This is a genomic window from Empedobacter brevis NBRC 14943 = ATCC 43319, from assembly GCF_000382425.1.
GTDB lineage: Bacteria > Bacteroidota > Bacteroidia > Flavobacteriales > Weeksellaceae > Empedobacter > Empedobacter brevis.
Genome location: NZ_KB908294.1, coordinates 245,345 through 265,534 on the forward strand (window position 1 = coordinate 245,345; position 20,190 = coordinate 265,534).

The 20,190-nt window shown below is 34.2% G+C and carries 15 protein-coding genes; 5 read left to right on the forward strand and 10 right to left on the reverse strand.

The window, feature by feature from the left end; genetic code table 11:
- Positions 1-34: 34 nt before the first annotated feature.
- The 6 genes from H277_RS0108265 to H277_RS0108290 form a co-directional block, all read right to left on the reverse strand.
- Positions 35-1,369: an MFS transporter gene (locus tag H277_RS0108265; RefSeq protein WP_026357491.1), complete on the reverse strand. Its 1,335-nt coding sequence runs from the start codon at positions 1,367-1,369 to the stop codon at positions 35-37.
- 18 nt (positions 1,370-1,387) lie between these two features.
- Entirely contained in the window at positions 1,388-2,020 is a 633-nt protein-coding gene (locus H277_RS0108270; protein WP_019975119.1) for a bifunctional nuclease family protein, read from the reverse strand.
- A 108-nt stretch (positions 2,021-2,128) separates the two neighbouring features.
- Positions 2,129-3,085, reverse strand: coding sequence for an electron transfer flavoprotein subunit alpha/FixB family protein (locus tag H277_RS0108275; RefSeq protein ID WP_019975120.1), 957 nt, complete (start codon positions 3,083-3,085; stop codon positions 2,129-2,131).
- A 27-nt stretch (positions 3,086-3,112) separates the two neighbouring features.
- Positions 3,113-3,859, reverse strand: coding sequence for an electron transfer flavoprotein subunit beta/FixA family protein (locus tag H277_RS0108280; RefSeq protein ID WP_019975121.1), 747 nt, complete (start codon positions 3,857-3,859; stop codon positions 3,113-3,115).
- Positions 3,860-3,927: 68 nt separating this feature from the next.
- A complete protein-coding gene (tatC, locus tag H277_RS0108285) occupies positions 3,928-4,782 on the reverse strand; it encodes a twin-arginine translocase subunit TatC (RefSeq protein WP_019975122.1) in 855 nt (284 codons plus the stop codon).
- Positions 4,766-5,731, reverse strand: a complete 966-nt coding sequence (locus H277_RS0108290; RefSeq protein ID WP_019975123.1) for a KpsF/GutQ family sugar-phosphate isomerase — start codon at positions 5,729-5,731, stop codon at positions 4,766-4,768. Before H277_RS0108290 ends, tatC begins: the two co-directional genes overlap by 17 nt.
- A gap of 164 nt (positions 5,732-5,895) precedes the next feature.
- On the opposite strand from H277_RS0108290, the gene recQ reads away from it, so the two are divergent.
- The 5 genes from recQ (at position 5,896) to H277_RS0108315 (ending at position 11,736) form a co-directional block, all read left to right on the forward strand.
- On the forward strand, positions 5,896-8,097 hold the full coding sequence (recQ, locus tag H277_RS0108295; RefSeq protein WP_019975124.1) for a DNA helicase RecQ: 2,202 nt from the start codon (positions 5,896-5,898) through the stop codon (positions 8,095-8,097).
- Positions 8,098-8,164: 67 nt separating this feature from the next.
- A complete protein-coding gene (gpmI, locus tag H277_RS0108300; RefSeq protein WP_019975125.1) occupies positions 8,165-9,712 on the forward strand; it encodes a 2,3-bisphosphoglycerate-independent phosphoglycerate mutase in 1,548 nt (515 codons plus the stop codon).
- Between the two features lie 11 nt (positions 9,713-9,723).
- Positions 9,724-10,146, forward strand: coding sequence for a BT0820 family HAD-type phosphatase (locus H277_RS0108305; protein WP_019975126.1), 423 nt, complete (start codon positions 9,724-9,726; stop codon positions 10,144-10,146).
- Positions 10,143-10,952: a type I methionyl aminopeptidase gene (gene map, locus H277_RS0108310; RefSeq protein ID WP_019975127.1), complete on the forward strand. Its 810-nt coding sequence runs from the start codon at positions 10,143-10,145 to the stop codon at positions 10,950-10,952. Before H277_RS0108305 ends, map begins: the two co-directional genes overlap by 4 nt.
- Before the next feature lie 34 nt (positions 10,953-10,986).
- Complete coding sequence (locus H277_RS0108315; RefSeq protein WP_019975128.1) at positions 10,987-11,736, forward strand: class I SAM-dependent methyltransferase; 750 nt, start codon at positions 10,987-10,989, stop codon at positions 11,734-11,736.
- A gap of 46 nt (positions 11,737-11,782) precedes the next feature.
- Here H277_RS0108315 and H277_RS0108320 read toward each other — a convergent pair whose 3' ends face one another.
- The 4 genes from H277_RS0108320 to H277_RS0108335 all read right to left on the reverse strand — a co-directional run bounded on the left by H277_RS0108320 (position 11,783) and on the right by H277_RS0108335 (position 20,088).
- Positions 11,783-14,098, reverse strand: coding sequence for a GH92 family glycosyl hydrolase (locus tag H277_RS0108320; protein WP_019975129.1), 2,316 nt, complete (start codon positions 14,096-14,098; stop codon positions 11,783-11,785).
- Between the two features lie 124 nt (positions 14,099-14,222).
- Entirely contained in the window at positions 14,223-16,664 is a 2,442-nt protein-coding gene (locus H277_RS0108325) for a toxin-antitoxin system YwqK family antitoxin (protein WP_146810382.1), read from the reverse strand.
- Positions 16,665-16,826: 162 nt separating this feature from the next.
- Positions 16,827-19,658 carry a DNA polymerase I gene (gene polA, locus H277_RS0108330; protein ID WP_019975131.1) on the reverse strand — a complete coding sequence of 944 codons (2,832 nt, stop codon included), beginning with the start codon at positions 19,656-19,658 and terminating at the stop codon, positions 16,827-16,829.
- Between the two features lie 97 nt (positions 19,659-19,755).
- Positions 19,756-20,088 (reverse strand): 2Fe-2S iron-sulfur cluster-binding family protein, encoded by a 333-nt coding sequence (locus H277_RS0108335; RefSeq protein ID WP_019975132.1) that lies wholly within the window; start codon positions 20,086-20,088, stop codon positions 19,756-19,758.
- Between the last annotated feature and the right edge of the window lie 102 nt (positions 20,089-20,190).

Genomic DNA, 20,190 nt, shown 5'->3' on the forward strand with positions numbered 1-20,190 from the left:
AATTCTTGCTTTTTGTTTCTATTATTTTAACAGTTTAGTGTTTAACTTCTTGTGTTTCGTTTGGATTATGTTTGTATTTAAATATTATGGCAAATAATATGGTTACAACCAATGCATATCCGGCAAAAATAAACCAAGAATGTCTCCAGCCTTGTAATTGATCAACCAAATCTGTTTTGCTAAAAACATAATAGTTTACAATGTATTGAGCTATTAACATTCCGATTGTCGCTCCAAAACCATTTGTCATCATCATAAAAACTCCTTGTGCAGAAGAACGGATTTCTTCATTTGTCTCTCTATCAACATACAAAGAACCTGAAACGTTAAAGAAATCAAATGCGATTCCGTAAACAATCATTGACAGAATAAACATCCAAACTCCGGAACCCGGATCTCCTAATCCAAATAATCCGAAGCGTAATACCCAACCAACCATTGCCATTAACATAACGATTTTAATTCCGAAACGTTTTAAGAAAAATGGAATCAATAAAATACACAATGTTTCTGATACTTGTGATAATGAAATCAACGCATTCGCATTACTTGCACCCCATGTATTTGCATATTCCGGAATATCTTTGAATGTTGTAATAAATGGATTGGCATATCCATTTGTAATTTGTAGTGAAACTCCCAACAACATCGAAAATACAAAGAAAATTGCCATTTTGCGATCTTTAAACAAGGCAAAAGCTTTTAATCCAAATGCATCAGAAACAGATTGTTTCTCAGAACTTCTATTCACAGGGCAGTTAGGCAATACAAAACTGTACAAAAATAAGATCACTCCTAAAACTCCTGATACAAAGAATTGGTAATAATTGGATTGAAAACTTACGAATGTTGGATCACTTGAAAAGTTAAATCCAAAAATACCTTCTTTAAATCCGGAAAAGTTCACAAATAACATAGCAACAATAAAACCAACTGTACCAAATGTTCTAATTGGAGGAAATGCTTTAATCGTGTCTAAATTATTTTGTTTTAAAATTGTGTAGGCTGTAGAATTAGAAAGTGCAATTGTTGGCATAAAGAACGCCACACTAACCGAATAAAGAGCGAAGATCGTCGTAAAATCTACATCATTTCCAGCTGTCATTCCATAATAACCGGCTGCAAACATAAAAAACGCAGCGAATAAATGATTTAATCCTAACAAGCGTTGTACAGGAATCCATCTATCTGCTACAATACCCATAATTGCGGGCATAAAAATTGATACAATACCTTGCATCGCATAAAAAAGACCAATTTTTGGACCTAATCCAACTGATCCTAAGTAATTTCCCATTGAAGTGAGGTATGCTCCCCATACCGCAAACTCTAGGAAACTCATGATTGTAAGTCTAAGCTTTACAGACATAATTATTTGAAATAGTTATTAGTTTCCCATGTTATCTATTTGATCACGAAGGCGGGCAGCCAACTCATAATCTTCATTCTTCACAGCCTTTTCCATCTCAGATTCAAGTTCAGATTTTGTCCATCCTTCATATTCATTGACATCGGACAAATCATTTTCTAGACCTGCAAGAATATCTAAATCATCTTCGAAGTTATTTGCTGCACGACGTATATTTTCTTCTTCTTCTATAACGTCCAAATGAATTCCAGCTTTTTCTACAACATTTTCATAAGCATAAATAGGTGCATTGAAACGAACAGCTAACGCAATTGCATCAGAGGTTCTCGAATCAATTTCGGCACGATTGCCATCTTCATTCAGAAAAACAATGTTTGAGTAAAAAACACCATCTTCTAACTTGTAGATATAAATAGAATCTACATTAAGATGAAATTCTTTTCCTAACGAGACAAATAAATCGTGTGTTAATGGACGAGGCGGATTAATATCTTTCTCTAGTGCCAACGCAATTGACTGTGCTTCAAAGCTCCCAATAATTATCGGCAACTTTCTTCCTCCTACATTTTCTTCTAAGATTAAAGCATAAGCTCCTGTCTGAGTTTGACTGTAAGAAATTCCTTTAATATTTAATCTAATTAAATTGTCCATTTGGGCGTAAATCTATGAAAAACTAGTGAATATTTAATCTTTTTTTAATCAATAAAAAAAATCCGAATCATCTAAATGATTCGGATTGAATTGATCAACTTAAAATGATTAAGCTTGACCTTTATATTTTTTTAACTCTTCCGTTAATTTAGGAACAATTTCAAAAGCATCTCCTACGATTCCGTAATCTGCTGCTTTAAAGAAAGGCGCCTCCGGATCATTGTTGATTACAACAATTGTTTTAGAACCATTCACCCCTGCTAGGTGTTGAATAGCTCCAGAAATACCAACTGCAATATATAAATTTGGTGCAATTGCTTTACCTGTTTGTCCTACGTGTTCAGCATGAGGTCTCCATCCGATATCAGCAACAGGTTTAGAAGAAGCTGTAGCAGCTCCTAAAACTTTTGCTAAATCTTCTATCATTCCCCAGTTTTCAGGGCCTTTCATTCCACGACCTGCAGAAACTACAATATCAGCTTCTTTCAAATCAATTTTATCAGAAGAAGCCATTTCAGTTGAAACAACTTTTACTTTAGCATCTGCATCAGAAACTGATACTGAAGCCGACTCTTCTGAACCGGCAACTGCATTTTCTTTTGTTCCGAAAGCATTTTGTAAAACTGTTACAACTACTTTTCCTGAAACTGCAACTGTCTCAATTCCTTTTCCTGAAAAAGCTTTTCTTGCAACTGTAAATGGAGAAACAGCTGTAGGTGCCTTTTCTACATTTGTAACCAAAGAAGCTTCTGTTTTGGATGCTAAAACCGGTGCAATTGTAGCGCCTTCATTTGTTGATGGTAAAACTACAACATCTCCCTGAGCAACTTCAGCTAATGCTTTTGCATAAGAATTTGCATCAAATTTTGCTAAAGCATCATTCTGGACTTTAACCACCTTAGATGCTCCATATTTATATAATTCGTCAGCAGCAGCATTTCCAAAAACGATAGCTGTTACAGTATCTCCTGCAACATCAGCTGTAGCTTTTGCGTAAGAAACCGCTTCTAATCCTGCTTTTTTATATTTTCCGTCATGTGACTCTGCGTATACAAAAATTGCCATTTTTTAATTTCTTTTTAGGTGAATAATTTAGATTACTTTAGCTTCTTCGTGTAATAATCTTACCAATTCCGCTACGTTGTCCTTGTCAATTAAAGTGACATTTCCTCTTTCAGCTGGTTTTTCGTAACCAACAACTTCAACTTTCGTTTCTGTTGCTTCCGGAGCGACAACATTAATTTGTTTTGTACGTGCTTGCATAATTCCACGCATATTAGGAATACGAAGTGCAGCTTCATCTACCAAACCTTTTTGTCCTGCGATAACCGCTGGTAAAGTAACTTCTACCGTTTCTTTTCCTCCATCAATTTCGCGAACAGCTTTAGCAGAAGAACCTTCAATCTCTAAACCAATACATCCATTTACAAAACCGTAATCTAACATGGCTGCAACTAATCCTGGTACTGCCCCCCCGTTGTAATCAATTGATTCTTTTCCTGTCAAAACCAAATCAAAACCACCTTCTTTGGCAGCTTTTGCAATTTGTGTTGCTACGAAAAAATCATCACGAGCATCAGCATCAATACGAATTCCATCATTCGCTCCAATTGCCAAAGCTTTACGCATTACCGGGTCTACAGTAGCGTCTCCTACAGTCAAAATTGTAACAGTAGCTCCTTGTTTCTCTTGTAATTCTACTGCTTTATTTAAACTAAATTCATCATGCGGGTTAATAACGAACTGAACGCCATTTTTATCAAATGATTTTCCGTCAGCTGTGAAGTTGATTTTTGCTGTAGTATCTGGAACACTACTAATACAAACTAATATCTTCATAATTTTGTGTTTACTTTTTCTTTTATGTAAAAATAACTAATTTATTTTATTATGCAAGCATAACATTGTTAATTCTTTACTAACTCATTATTTTTCGCTTTCAATTGCTTTTTATACACTGAATTCGAAATGACTAAACTCAATTCATACAATAACCAAAGCGGAATGGTTACTAAAATCATACTATACACATCATTTGGTGTAATTGCAGCTGCAATCACCAATACGACGATAAAAGCATGTTTGCGGTATTCTTTTAAAAATTTAGGGGTAAGAATTCCTATACTTGTTAAAAAGTACACAAAGACAGGCATCAAAAACATAACTCCCATCGACAATAACAATTGAACAAATAAATCAATATAACTTGGCAAAGTCCATGTATTTCCCACTCCAAACGGATCATAAGTAAACAAGAATTGTGTACACAATGGCAACAACATATAATAACTAAACAAGACTCCTGTTACAAAGAAAAATGACACTGCAAAAATTGTAAAACTCGCATATTTACGTTCTGTTTCTTTCAGCGCCGGTTTTATAAACCGCCATATTTCATAAATAATATAAGGAATTGCTAAAATAATTCCGCATACGATTACAGCAAAGAACTGAGACGTAATTTGCCCTGACGGATTAAGATTCGTCAAGTCTTTTGAAATATCAAATGATTCGGTATAAATTTTACCAAATCCTGTAAATTCTCCAAACTTATTAAAGACATCAAAAGTTGGAAAAGTCGATTTTAAAGGCGCCATAATTACATGATCAACCAATTCGTCCCAATAAAGTGCAACAACTATTGATGTCACAACTATTGATAAAATGGAACGAACCAAATGACCTCTTAACTCACCTACATGAGCCAAGAAAGACATACTTGATTTTGACTTGTTTGCCATACGCTTATTCAATTCCTTCATTTAAGATTGAGTGGATATCCAGAATACCATAATAATGATTTTCTTCATCTACCACCACCAATTGTCCAATACTATTGTGCCGTAAAATTGCTAAAGCTTCTCTCGCTTTTTCAGATTTCTGAATTGTTTTTGGATACATTGATGCGATATCTTTTGCTTTCAAATGACTAAATGTTTCATTATTTAGCAACATTCGGCGCAAATCTCCATCAGTAATAACCCCAACAATTTTATCTCCATCTATAATAACTGTAATTCCATGTCGACCGGAAGTTAACGAATTTATCACTTCTGTTATTGAAGAATCAGGAGATACAAAAGGTTTTCTTTCCGGATCAACAATATTTTCTACCGTCCACAGCAAACGTTTTCCCAAAGCCCCTCCGGGATGGTATTTCGCGAAATCATTTTGTGTAAAAGTTCTTATTTTCATCAAAGCAACCGCTAAAGCATCACCCATTACCAATTGTGCTGTTGTAGAAGTTGTTGGAGCTAAGTTAACCGGACAAGCTTCTTTATCTACATGAACATCTAAAACGATATCCGAATGTTTTGCTAATTCTGATTTCAAATTTGATGTTAAGCCAATTAAAACGGAAGCATATTGTTTAAGAATTGGAGCTAAATAAGTAATTTCTGGTGTATTACCACTTTTCGAAATACAAATTACAACATCTTCTGGTCTTACAAGACCTAAATCGCCGTGAATAGCTTCTGTTGCATGCAAAAATTGACTTGGAGTTCCTGTAGAATTTAATGTAGCCACAATTTTATTTGCAATATGTGCACTCTTTCCTACTCCTACAACCACCAATTTCCCTTTCGTATTATATATCGCATTTACCGCATCAACAAAAGACTCGCTAATACGAGAAGCTATTGCTTCAAGCGCTTGAATTTCTTCTCGAAAAACACCTTGCGCTATTTGTATTAATTCTGAATTTCCCACAATAAAATTTCTATTGTCTATTTTTAAATTTTTTCGTACTTTTACTCTCCTTTTTTATTTACACTCAATTATATATAAATCATATAAAATTTATGTGTATATTTAAGAGTTATCAAATATAGGAACTATTTAATTTATAATATTAATTTTAGTCTTTTGTGTAGATGGAAGCCACTTCGAAAAACTTAACATCTTACCTAAAAAAATATTTTGGTTTCGACCAATTTAAAGGACAGCAGCACGAAATCATTACAAGCTTACTTAATAAAGAAGATGTATTTGTTTTGATGCCTACTGGCGGAGGTAAGTCTTTATGTTATCAACTACCGGCATTAATGTCAGATGGAGTCGCGATTATTGTTTCACCTTTAATCGCCTTAATGAAGAATCAAGTAGACGCTATACGTGGAATTTCTGAAAATAATGGAATTGCCCACGTATTAAACTCATCTTTAAATAAGTCAGAAACGAAAGCAGTAATGACTGACATTAAAGATGGGGTAACAAAAATGCTATATGTTGCACCTGAATCTTTAACAAAAGAAGAATACATCGATTTCTTTAAATCAGTGAAAATTTCTTTTTTTGCAATTGATGAAGCGCATTGTATTTCTGAATGGGGACACGATTTTCGTCCGGAATATCGCAACCTGAAATCCATTATCAATAAAATTGGTGATGCCCCTATTATTGCTTTAACAGCAACAGCAACCCCTAAAGTACAAGAAGATATTCAGAAAACTTTAGGTATGCAAAGTGCAAAAGTATTTAAGGATTCATTTAATCGTACCAATCTATTTTACGAAATCCGCCCAAAGGTTGATCAAGACAAACAAATCATCAAATTTATCAAACAAAACGAGGGTAAATCTGGGGTAATTTATTGTTTAAGTCGTAAAAAAGTTGAAGAAATTACTCAACTGTTACAAGTAAACGGCATCAATGCTATTCCTTATCATGCAGGTTTAGATGCCAAAACCCGTAGCAAACATCAAGATATGTTTTTGATGGAAGACGCAAGTGTTGTGGTTGCAACGATTGCTTTCGGAATGGGAATCGATAAGCCTGACGTGCGTTTTGTTATGCATTATGATATGCCAAAATCGTTAGAAAGTTATTACCAAGAAACCGGTCGTGCTGGTCGCGACGGAGGCGAAGGTATTTGTATCGCTTTCTATGATTACAAAGATATCGAAAAATTAGAAAAATTTTTAGCAAGTAAACCTGTCGCTGAACGCGAAGTTGGTATGCAATTACTTTCTGAAGTTGTCGCTTATGCAGAAACTTCTATGTCTCGCCGCAAATTCTTATTACATTATTTTGGAGAAGAATTTGACGATAAAAATGGAGAAGGTGCAAACATGGATGACAATATGCGCAATCCTAAAAAAATGATTGAAGCAAAAGATGATGCTGTCGCTGCTTTGCAGGTTATTCGAAAAACAAATCAAAAATTAAAATTAAATGATGTCGTAAATGTTTTGGTTGGAAAAGAAACATCTATTACAAAATCGTATAATTTAAGCTCAGAAGATTTTTTCGGAATAGGGAAAGCAAAAGAAGATTATTACTGGAAATCTATTTTACGTCAACTAATTGTTCGCAATTTATTAGAAAAAGAAATTGAATCTTATGGTATTTTAAAAATCACCAAAGAAGGACAAGATTTCATCAATAAACCTTCCTCTTTTGAAATAGCAGAAGATATTGATTTCAAAAAATTATTATCAGAAGGTAGCTTTGATAAAGAAGAGACTTCATCTGCGCCAGTTGCTTTTGATGATATCTTGTTAAAACAACTAAAAGATTTACGTAAAAAAATCTCTAAAAAACATCAAATTCCTCCATTTGCAGTTTTCCAAGATTCGAGCTTGGATGACATGACGATGCAATACCCAACGACCGTTAAAGAATTAACAAATGTCTTTGGTGTCGGAGAAGGTAAAGCTCAGAAATTTGGAAAAGAATTTGTTGATTTTATTGCACAATACGTAAAAGACAATGATATCACCCGTCCTGAAGATATGGTAATTAAACAAGTCGCTGATAAGTCGAGCCACAAAGTTTACATTATTCAATCGACAGATAGAAAATTGAATTTAGAAGATGTTGCTGAAGCAAAAAATATGACGATGAGTGATTTACTTTCAGAAATGGAAAGTATCGTTTATCAAGGAACAAAATTAAATATCAATTATTACATTGACGAAGTATTAGATGAGGATCAACAAGAAGAAATTTATGAATTCTTGATGGAATCTGACTCGGATTCAATGTCGGCATTATTGGAAGAATTTGGTGATGATTATGATGATGAAGAATTGCGTTTGATGCGTATCAAATTCATCAGTGAAGTCGCAAATTAAACCTCATAAAAAAATAAACTTTTAGCCCAAGGAATGCTTATCTTTGGGCTTAATTATTACAAGACAGATGAATAATAAAGCAATATTAATGATTTTAGATGGCTGGGGTATTGGACCAAATCCTGCTGTCTCTGCAATCGCTCAAGCTAACACACCTTTTATAGATAGTTGTTTCGAAAAATTTCCTCATTCTACTTTAGATACTTTCGGATTGGCTGTGGGTTTACCAGAAGGTCAAATGGGAAATTCTGAGGTTGGACACATGAATTTGGGTGCCGGACGTGTTGTTTTCCAAAACTTAGTTCGCATCAATATGGCGGTAGAAAATGGAACATTACAAAATGAACCTATCTTGAAAGATGCTTTTCAATATGCTTTACAAAACAATAAAAAAGTACATTTCATCGGATTAGTTTCTGATGGTGGTGTCCATTCGCACATTAACCATTTGAAAGGTTTATTGGATGCAGCAAATCAATCTGGGTTACATCATAACGTTTTTGTTCATGCATTTACAGATGGTCGCGATACTGATCCAAAATCCGGTGAAGGATTCATCTCAGAGTTGATGAATCATATGGTCAAATCAACCGGAGAGATTGCTTCAATTACAGGTCGCTACTATGCAATGGACCGTGATAAACGATGGGAACGTGTAAAATTAGCTTATGATGCAATGGTAAACGCAGTCGGTAAAACAACTACAAATCCATTAGAAGCTATTCGTTCATCTTATCATGAAGGCGTGACAGATGAGTTTATCAAACCAATTATTGTAACAGATGAAAATGGTCAACCAAAAGCTAAAATAGAAAGTGATGATGTAGTCATTTGTTTTAATTTTAGAACAGATCGTGGACGCGAAATCACAGAAGTTTTAACACAACATGATTTTCCTGAATTTGGAATGCATAAATTGAAGCTGCAATACATCACTTTAACAGAATATGATGCTACCTATTCCGGAGTAGCAGTTATTTTTGATGAAAAAAATATTGTCAACACCTTAGGTGAGATTATTGCAAATGCCGGTCGGAAACAAATTCGCATAGCGGAAACAGAAAAATATCCGCATGTTACATTCTTTTTCAATGGCGGTCGAGAAGAACCTTTCGAGGGGGAATCACGTATTTTATGTGCTTCTCCAAGAGACGTTGCTACTTACGACTTGAAACCGGAAATGGCAGCTTACGATATTACAAATGCAATTGTACCTGAACTCGAAAAAGAATCTGCCGATTTTGTTTGTCTCAACTTTGCCAATACTGATATGGTTGGACATACAGGTGTAATGACTGCAGCTATAAAAGCGGCAGAAGTGGTTGATTCTTGTGCAGAAAAAATTGTCCATACGGCCTTAGAACATGGCTACAATGTTGTGATTTTAGCAGATCACGGAAATTCTGATTTTATGATGAACGAAGATGGTTCTCCAAACACACAACACACAACAAATCCGGTTCCGTTTATTTTAGCGCAAAAAGAGATTGAATGGAATGTCAAACATGGTAAACTTGGAGACATTGCACCATCCATCTTAACATTAATGGGAATTGAAATTCCTGCTGAAATGACCGGAAACATTCTTGTAAATAAAATAGAAACTAACTTATAACTTAATATAGAATGATTAATAAAATTATTGCAGTTGACTTTGACGGAACAATTGTAGATGATAAATATCCTGAGATTGGAAAAGCTAAGATTTTTGCTTTCGAAACAATGCGTCAATTACAAAATGATGGTTATCGCCTTACATTATGGACATATAGAAGCGGAAAAGCTTTAGACGAAGCAGTCGAATTTTGTAAAAAAAATGGAATTGAGTTTTACGCCATTAACAATAGTTTCGATGGAGAAGATTTTGATAAAAATACACAAAGTCGTAAAATAAATGCCGATATCTTTATCGACGACAGAAATTTAGGAGGTTTTCCCGGTTGGAGTGATGTTTATCAAATCATCACAAAAAAGATTGAATTAAATCTACACGACAATGGAAAAAAAGCACCTGAAAAGAAAAAGAAAAGAGGATTTTTCGGATTATGATACATTTAAAGAGTAAAGAAGAGTTAGAACTAATGTACTTAAGTGCTCAACTAGTTTCTAAAACTTTGGGTATATTAGCCAAAGAAGTAAAACCTGGTGTTACAACCAATCATTTAGATAAATTAGGTGGAGAATTTATCCGTGATAATGGTGGATATCCTGCATTTTTAGGCATGTATGATTTTCCAAAAAACCTTTGTATTTCTCCAAATCAACAAGTCGTTCACGGCATTCCAAACGACAAACCTCTTCATGAAGGTGATATCGTTTCAGTGGATTGTGGGGTTTACATGAATGATTTTTATGGAGATCACGCTTACACATTTGCTGTTGGTGAAATTGATGCAGAAACAGAAAAATTATTACGCATTACAAAAGAATCAATGTTCAAAGGAATTGAACAAATGAAAAAAGGGAATCGTATCGGAGACATTGGTTTTGCCATTCAACAACATTGTGAAAAAGAAGGCTACGGAATTGTTCGCGAATTAGTAGGACATGGATTAGGCCGTAAAATGCACGAAGATCCTCAGGTTCCAAATTATGGTCGCCGCGGATCCGGTAAAAAAATTGAAGAAGGAATGGTATTAGCTATCGAGCCAATGGTTAATATGGGGACAGAAAAAGTTTTCTTTCATCCGGACGGCTGGACCGTTACAACTCGTGATGATAAATATTCGGCTCACTTCGAACATGACGTTTGTGTTGTAGATGGTGAACCTAAATTGTTATCAACTTATCAATTTATTTACGATGCTTTAGGTATCGAATCTGACGAAGAAAAACCTTTTTTATTCAAACTTTAAGAAAACTTTTGTGAAAAAGCTTTTAAAAAAAATCATGAATATTCTACCTCGTCCATTGTTAATACAAGGTAGTTATATTATTCGCCCTGTTTTAGTTTGGTTTATGAAAGGGAATCGTTTCGTCGATCCTATTGATGGACAAGGTTATTACAGTTTATTACCCTATGGTTACGAAAAACAACGCGACAATGTTCTTTCTCCGGGAACTTTTTCTTTAGAAAGACACCGTCTGATGTGGTTATACTTAAAAAATGAAACCTCATTTTTTACTGAAAAGGCAAAAGTTTTACACATTGCACCGGAACAATCTTTCATTAAGCGTTTTCGTGCCATGAAAAATATTGAATACATTACAAGCGATATCGAATCACCTTTAGCTGATGTAAAAGCAGATATCTGTGATTTACCATTTGGTGACGATACATTTGATATTGTTTTTTGTAATCATGTTTTAGAACATATTCCTGATGACCACAAAGCGATGAGCGAATTATTTCGCGTCATGAAACCTGGTGGCTGGGGAATTTTTCAAGTTCCGATTTCGTATCAGAGAGATGTAACATACGAAGATCCTACCGTAACAACAAAAGAAGAACGAAAAGAAAAGTTTGGACAATATGATCACGTACGTGTCTACGGTTTAGATTATTACAAACGTTTGGAAGACGTAGGATTTAGTGTAGAAAAAGTGGATTACACTAAGCAAATACCCTCAGAAGAAGTTCAAAAATATTGCTTAGAGAAAGGTGAAATTTTACCGGTTGTTCGCAAACCTCTAGCTTAAAATATTCAACCAGTTAAAAAGCTCAACCGTATAGGTTGAGCTTTTTCTATTTATCATGCACAGAAAGTGAATAAGGGCGGTCTTCCAGCCCGATTCCACGATTCTTATTCGGTTTACTACTCATATTAAATTCAATCTTTGCACCTTTTAACAATTCTGTATGCTTGAAGAAATTTTGAGAATATTTTTTTTCATTCACTTCAATGGATTTTACGTAAACATTTTCTTCCGAATTATTCTCCGCAACGAATTGAATTGTTTTTCCATTTTCTAAATGAATTGTTGCCTTCTTAAACAAAGGTGAACCTATCACATATTCATCTGTAGCAGGACAAACAGGGTAAAGTCCTAAAGCCGAAAATACGTACCAAGCAGAAGTCTGGCCATTATCTTCATCCCCGCAATAACCATCTGGCACCGCTGAATAAAGTTTTTTCATTACTTCTCTAGCCCAATATTGTGTTTTCCACGGTTTTCCTGCATAGCTATACAAATAAATCATATGTTGAATTGGTTGATTTCCGTGTGCATATTGCCCCATATTCATGAGTTGCATTTCTCTAATCTCGTGGATGACTTGTCCGTAGTACGAATCGTCAAATAAGGGAGGTTGAGTAAATACACTATCCAATTTCGAAACAAATTTCTCATCACCACCCATCAAATCAATTAAACCCTGTACATCATGAAAAACACTCCATGTATAATGCCAGCTATTCCCTTCCGTAAAAGCATCTCCCCATTTCAATGGATTAAACGGCGACTGAAACTCTCCATTCTTATTTTTCCCTCTCATAAAACCAGTCGAAGAATCAAACAGGTTTTTATAATTCAGCGCTCGTTGTTTATATAAATCAGTTTCAACCTTTGGACGTCCTAAAGCTTTTCCTAACTGATAAATTGTAAAATCATCATATGCATATTCTAACGTACGAGCTGCATTTTCATTAATTCCAACATCATAAGGTACATACCCTAATTCATTGTAATATTCAACTCCTTTTCTACCAACAGCACTCATAGGACCTTCATGATTTGCACCATGAAGCAACGCTTCATACAGTATCTTAATATCGTAACCACGCAACCCTTTCAAATACGCATCAGCAACTACAGAGGCCGAATTGTTCCCAATCATAATATCGGCATAGCCGGGACTACTCCATTCCGGTAAAAAACCACCTTCTTTGTAGGCATTAATTAATCCTTCTTGCATTTCAACATTAATTGAAGGATAAACTAAATTTAGAAATGGATAAAGCGCTCTAAATGTATCCCAGAATCCTGTACCTCCAAACAAATAGCCCGGTAAGATTTCACCATTATACGGACTGTAATGAACGATTTTATTATGTTCATTTATTTCATAAAGCTTGTTTGGAAAAAATAGTGTTCGGTATAAGGTAGAATAAAACGTTCTCATTTCATCTAAATTATCTGATTCTATTGCTAATTGCCCTAACTTTTCGTTCCAGATTTTTCGTCCTTTTTTCGCAACCTGATCAAATGAATCATTTTTTAACTCTTTCAAATTTAGAACTGCTTGCTCATCGCTTATAAAAGAAGAAGACACTTTTGCCAGTATAGGTTTTGATTTCGATTGTTGACCAAAACTTACCACAATACCTGCGTGTTTACTCAAAATTTCATTCTTGCTTATTTTTCTACCGTTATCAAACACGGTTACTTCTTTGATTGGGGTATCGAATTGAATAATAAAATAATTTTTAAAGTTCTTCAAACTTCCTCTCGAATAGCGGGTAGAATATCCTATCACTTGATTTTTTTCAGGAATATATTTAACAAACGATTCTTTATCAAAAGCATCAATCACAACATTAGCCTGATCTGTTTGATTAAACGTAAATCGAAAAATTGCCGCTCGTTCTGTTGGTGTCATTTCTGCTACAACATCATAATCTGCCAAATAAACCGAATAATAATAAGGCTTTACGATTTCTGTCTTATGAGAAAACCAACTCGCTCTTTTCTCTTCATCAAAAACAGGAGAACCGGTTGTTGGCATTAAAGAAAATTGCCCATAATCGTTCATCCACGGAGAAGGTTGATGCGTTTGTTTCAATCCTCTAATTTTATCCGCTCCATATTGATATTGCCACCCGTTTCCATTTTTTCCTGTTTGAGCTGTCCACAAATTCATTCCCCAAGGTAATCCTATTGCAGGATAAGTATTCCCATTCGATAATTCATATTTAGAATCCGTTCCCATCAATGGATTAACCAGATCTACAGGATCTATTTCTTTGTTATTGTATAATGCTTTTTGCGCATTTAACAGATTTACACAAAAGATAGAAAGAAGTAGTAAAAAAAATAATTGTGTTAATTTTATCGATTTCATCTGTGATTTTATCTTGATGAATAAAGATATTATTTTTTATTCATCTCCCATCGATTCTAAAGATAGTCAAAATAAAAAGCGTTACTTTTCAGGTAACGCTTTTTATTTTGGAAACTCTTTTCAGTTAAAATTTTACATCATTCATCAAACTCCGAAGTACTTCTCGATCATTCTCAATCAATTGTTTCATGGAGTTTAGTTGCTTCGTTTTTATTTTTTTTCCTTTCTCATAAACGTCTGCTTCGATTGATTTATCAGCTGATTCTGTTAATTTTATCCCTTCTGACAACTTTCCATTTTCATCATAATAAACAAATGTTAAAATATCTTCCTCTTTGAACGGAAATTCTAACATCACATCCTCAGAACCTTCAATTTGATTTGCAATAAATTGATCCATTTTATGTAATAAGAATGAAATTGCTTCAGTTGAATTATTCGCTTTAATAGGAAACAAATAAATTAATTTCAGCATCAAATCGGCATCAATATTATGATCGATACGATTCGGTTTGAAAGAGTATTTCTGCAATTGATTCTCTCGTATATAGTATAATGTCATCGTTCCCGGAGTACCCTCTTTCATTTCCATTGGTTTTGCTCCTTCAAAAATAAGTTCATTTTCTTTGTATAAACGGAAATCATACAATCCTTTCTTATTTTGCTTCGATTTTATACGATAAGGCGATTGCATTTCCGACACAATGATTTCATCTTTCTCCGATTTGAATGAAATTCTATTGAAATAGTGCATTGCAAAAAGATTAAGATCAAAATTCTCAACTTTACCGGAAGAATAATTCTCTCTTAACAACACCCTGTCTCCTATCATTTTATATGACATTCCGTTGTTAATTTTTCCATTGACAAAATCTGTTTTAACATTGTATAAATAATGTTCATAACTGTCCATTTGTTCTAAAAAATCAAATGAATACTGGTATTTCATCTGACCTTTTTCATAGAAATTTACAACCGGAAATTCTCTCATAATCGTGTCATTTAGAAAATAGCCTTCATAAGGTTGTTGATTTTTAAACTTTCCGGTATAAACATCTTCAAAATTATCTTTTATCGTAAAATTGTAATAGTCTACCGTTGAAATCTGATTGTCTTTATATTGTTTAATCAATATCGGGCGTTTGCTATAACTGTCCTGAAAGAAAATCTTTTGCACCAGAGCTCCTTTCTTATAAATTTCTTTATGCTCAGAATCTTCTATTTCACCCTCATAAATCTTATCATTTTTATAAAAACTTTGAGTCATTAAATCTCCATTGTTATATTGTTTACGAAAACCCTCCCTCAATCCGTCTTTCATCTCAAACACCTCTTTCAAGTCATCATTGTAATTCTCAAAAATCTTTTGAATTCCTTCTCGTGTTCCATTTTTGAAATTTGACAATTCATAGTTTTCAGCTATAGTAGAAAAAAACTGCCCACTCCAAGGTTTTCCATTTTGATAGATTCCCTCATAAATAAGTTGCCCCGTCTTCGGGTCTTTCACTATTTCTTTATCAATTTTAATCCCGTTTTTCAATTGATAAATTTGAAGATTATTTCCAATAGTCTCTTCAAAATACCCATCAAAAGGCTCTCCGTTTCTATAAAGACTTACTTTATTTTCTATTGGGTATCTCTTTTCCAACAGAACCCCGTCCTGATATTTTTCGATTAAAATTAATTCATCTTTCACCGAATTCACTTTTTTCTCTACTAAATTCCCACTTTCGTAGATTTCTTCTTCCTTTACACCTAACACAAAATCATTCTTTGTAAAATAGTTGAACACTGAATATCTCCTTGGTTGAATATCCTTTTCAAAATCTATTGTAAATAATAACTTTCCATTCTTATCCCAAACCGTTTTTTTTATTTTTTTTGAATAACCATAACTATCCAAACCAAAAATTGTTTCTTCTGCTTTTTTACCGTTTTCCCAATACATTACAATACGATATTGTTCTTTCAGTTCATATTTCTTTTTATCCGCTTTATTGGGATTCATTGGAGGAGGAACCGGACTATAAGTCGTTGCGATTTTTTCAGGCTCATTGTCCTGATCAATTGGATTTTGATTATAAAAATCATCCGGAACTTTTTTTGCAAAAACACCACTAAATTTCATAGTATTCACAACATTTCCCAGAAAAAGCGGTTGATTTTTCCAGAAAACTTCAATCTTTTTTATCTCTCCGTTCTTATCGTAAGAAATTTTCTTCCAAATGGAACCATCAGCAGCATAATAAATCAATTCTTTTGTAGAAGTCCTGTTATAATAATGAGATTCACTCGAATCTAATCCGTTCTCTTCGTACCAAAACAAATCACCGACATAGGAATTTTCATTGTTTGCATCTGACAAATAACCTTGCATTTGCAACTGTCCGTTTTTGTAATAATCTCTCAATAAAAAAAGGCTTCCTAATTTTTTGAGTGGTAACGGGCGATAAAAACTATGATTACCTTTAGTTGTCGGTTGCCAGTCTTTATCAAAATAGATAGTGTCCTGCGCATGAACAATCAGGCTAAAAAATAAAATGGTTGTAAGAAGTTGTATTTTCATCATAAAGGTTTGTGAACTAAATGTATAATTTTTATTTAAAAAACTTCTACGAATATTCAATATTTGAGAATTAAAGTATATATTTCTCCGAAATTTTGCCAATTAGAAACGCCACTTAAAAAAGTGGCGTTTTTATAATTTTATACCTATTGTTACTGTATTTTAATGCGCTTCTAACCAATTCGCGCCAACCCCAACTTCTGCAATCAACGGAACATCCATCTGCATAGACGCTTCCATTGTTGTTTTGATTAATTCAGCTACTTTTTCTACCTCATCTTTCGGTGCATCAAAAATTAATTCATCATGCACCTGCAAAATCATTTTGGTTTTATAATTTTTCTTCAATTCTTTCTGAATCTGGATCATTGCCATTTTTACAATATCCGCCGCAGTTCCTTGTATCGGTGCATTAACAGCATTACGTTCTGCATGCGAGCGAACAACGGCATTTCTCGAATTAATATCTTTTAAATAACGGCGTCGTCCCATCAACGTTTCTACAAAACCTTGTTCACGTGCAAGTTCTACTTGCTTTTCAATATATGCTTTTAACGTCGGATAAGTTTCGTAATATGCATCAATCAATGCTTTAGCTTCTTTTCTCGAAATATTGGCTTGCTCTGCCAATCCGAATGATGAAACACCATAAATGATACCGAAGTTCACCGTTTTAGCCTGACTACGTTGTTCACGTGTCACTTCATCTAAAGCAACATTAAAAACCTTAGATGCTGTAGAAGCATGAATATCTTCGCCATGTTTAAAAGCTTCAACCATTATCGGATCCTGAGACATCTGTGCAATCAAACGTAATTCGATTTGAGAATAATCGGCAGAAATCAACACATGGTTTTCATCCCTCGCAACAAAAGCTTTACGGATTTGCTGCCCTTCTTCGGAACGAATCGGGATATTTTGCAAATTGGGATTAACAGATGACAAACGTCCGGTTGCGGCAACTGTTTGGGCATAAGTCGTATGGACACGCCCGGTTTTTGGGTTCACCAACTCCGGTAATGCATCGATATAAGTTGACTTTAATTTCTGTAATTGGCGATACGCTAAGATATCATTGATAATAGGATGTTTATCCTTCAATTTTGATAAAACTTCTTCTCCTGTCGCATATTGACCTGTTTTTGTCTTTTTTGCTTTCGGATCTAATTTTAATTTATCAAATAAAATATCACCCAATTGTTTTGGTGAATTCAAATTAAATTCCTCTCCGGCATCTTGCTGAATTTTCGTTTCTAATTCCCTTAATTTTACTTCATGTCTTACAGAAAGTTCTTTCAGAAACGGAACATCCAAATTAACCCCTTCCAATTCCATGTCTGCTAAAACCTGCATCAATGGCATTTCTAAATCGGTAAATAATTTATATGTATTTGCTTTTTGTAATTCCGGTTCGAAAAGATTTTTCAACTGATTTGTAATATCAGAATCTTCCACACCATATTCTGTTTGCTCCATTAATGGGACATCTCTGAAATTCTTTTGATTCTTTCCTTTTTTTCCAATCAGACTTTCAATCGAAACAGGTTGGTAGCTCAAATATGTTTCAGCTAATACATCCATATTGTGGCGCATATCCGGATTAATCAAATAATGCGCAATCATGGTATCAAAATTTTGACCTTTTACAACAATGTTATATTTATCCAATACTTTGATATCATATTTTAGATTTTGTCCAATTTTTGAAATTGACTCATCTTCAAAAAATGGTTGAAATTCATTGATCATTTGCTTTGTTTCTTCAAAATCAGCAGAAAAAGGAACATAATAACCTTTTCCTTTTTCCCAAGAAAATGAAATCCCGACCAATTCTGCTTCCAACGCATCAAGAGAAGTTGTTTCTGTATCGAACGTAACTTCCTTTTGTTTCAGTATATTTCTCAGTAATATTTCGCGTCCTTTTTTTGTATCAATCAATTGATACAAATGACTTGTCGTTGAAATATTGGTAAAAACAGAATTTTGAGGCACACTCTCTTCTTCTGAAGTAAAATCGAATAAACTTTGTTGTACTGATTGATTAGAACTTACCTGGCTTGCGATAGAAATTTCTTCCTGCGCTTCTTTGATAATACCTGAAGCATCTAAACCATAAATTCTATAAACGGTTTCCAGCATTCTACGGAATTCTAACTCCGTAAACAGTTCCGTAACTTTATCAATATCAGGAGGGCAAACTGTTAAGTCTTCTTCATCAAATTCAACAGGAGCGTCCGTTAAAATTGTGGCTAATCTTTTTGATAAAATTCCAAGTTCTTTATTTTCTTCAATCTTTTCTTTGGCTTTTCCTTTTAGCTTATCTGTATTGGCTAAAAGTCCTTCCAACGAGCCAAACTCTTTTAAATATTTACTTGCAGTTTTAGCTCCAACTCCTGGCAAACCCGGAATATTATCCACAGCATCTCCCATCATCCCAAGATAATCTATCACTTGACTTGGGCTGTCAATGTCAAATTTCTCTTTGACCTCATCTATTCCCCAGATTTCAACTCCTTTTCCATTTGCCGCAGGTCGATAAATTTTAATTTTATCGGTAACCAACTGGGCAAAATCCTTATCAGGAGTCACCATATAAGTGGTAAAACCTTCTTTTTCTGCTTTCTGGGCCAACGTTCCGATCACATCATCAGCTTCGTAACCTTCTGCAAAAAGAACCGGAATTTTTAAGGCTCTCAAAATTTCTTGGATATACGGAACACCTTGGCGAATTGCTTCGGGTGTTTCATCCCGATTCGCTTTATATTCAGCATAATCAACTGTACGAACCGTTGCTTCTCCAACATCAAATACCACAGCTAAATGAGTTGGTTGTTCACGGCGAATCACATCAAACAATGAATTTGCAAATCCCATAATTGCTGATGTGTTAAATCCTTTTGAGTTGATTCTTGGGTTTTTGATAAATGCATAATATCCTCTAAAAATCAAGGCATAAGCATCTAACAAGAAAAGTCTTTTATCTAATTGATTCATTTAATAAGTTTTAAGTATTACGTTTTACGTTTGCATTAAACGATAATTATAAAAATAATAACGTAGAACATATTACGCACTACGTAAAACTAAATATCTAATATTCAGGCGCTAATTCAACTACGAGACCATCCATTTCGTCCGAAAGATGCAGCTGACACCCCAATCTCGAATTATCTTTTACATTGAACGCTTCTGCCAACATCGCATCCTCATCCGGCGTCATTTCCGGTAATTGGATTTCCGGCGTTAACACATAACATTGACAAGATGCACACATTGCCATTCCTCCACAGACACCAATTGTACCTTCTGGCGCTAATTCGTAAGCACGTACCAACTCCATAATATTCATATTCATATCTGTTGGTGCATCAACTTCATGTGAGACACCTTCTCTATCTATAATTGTAATTTTTATATCTGCCATAACACTTTTTCAAGATACACAAAAATACGGATTGTTTATCTTCAAAAAAAGAATATGCCTCATTGGTTAGTATTTAATACTTATTTTAAATAAGCCTTGTTA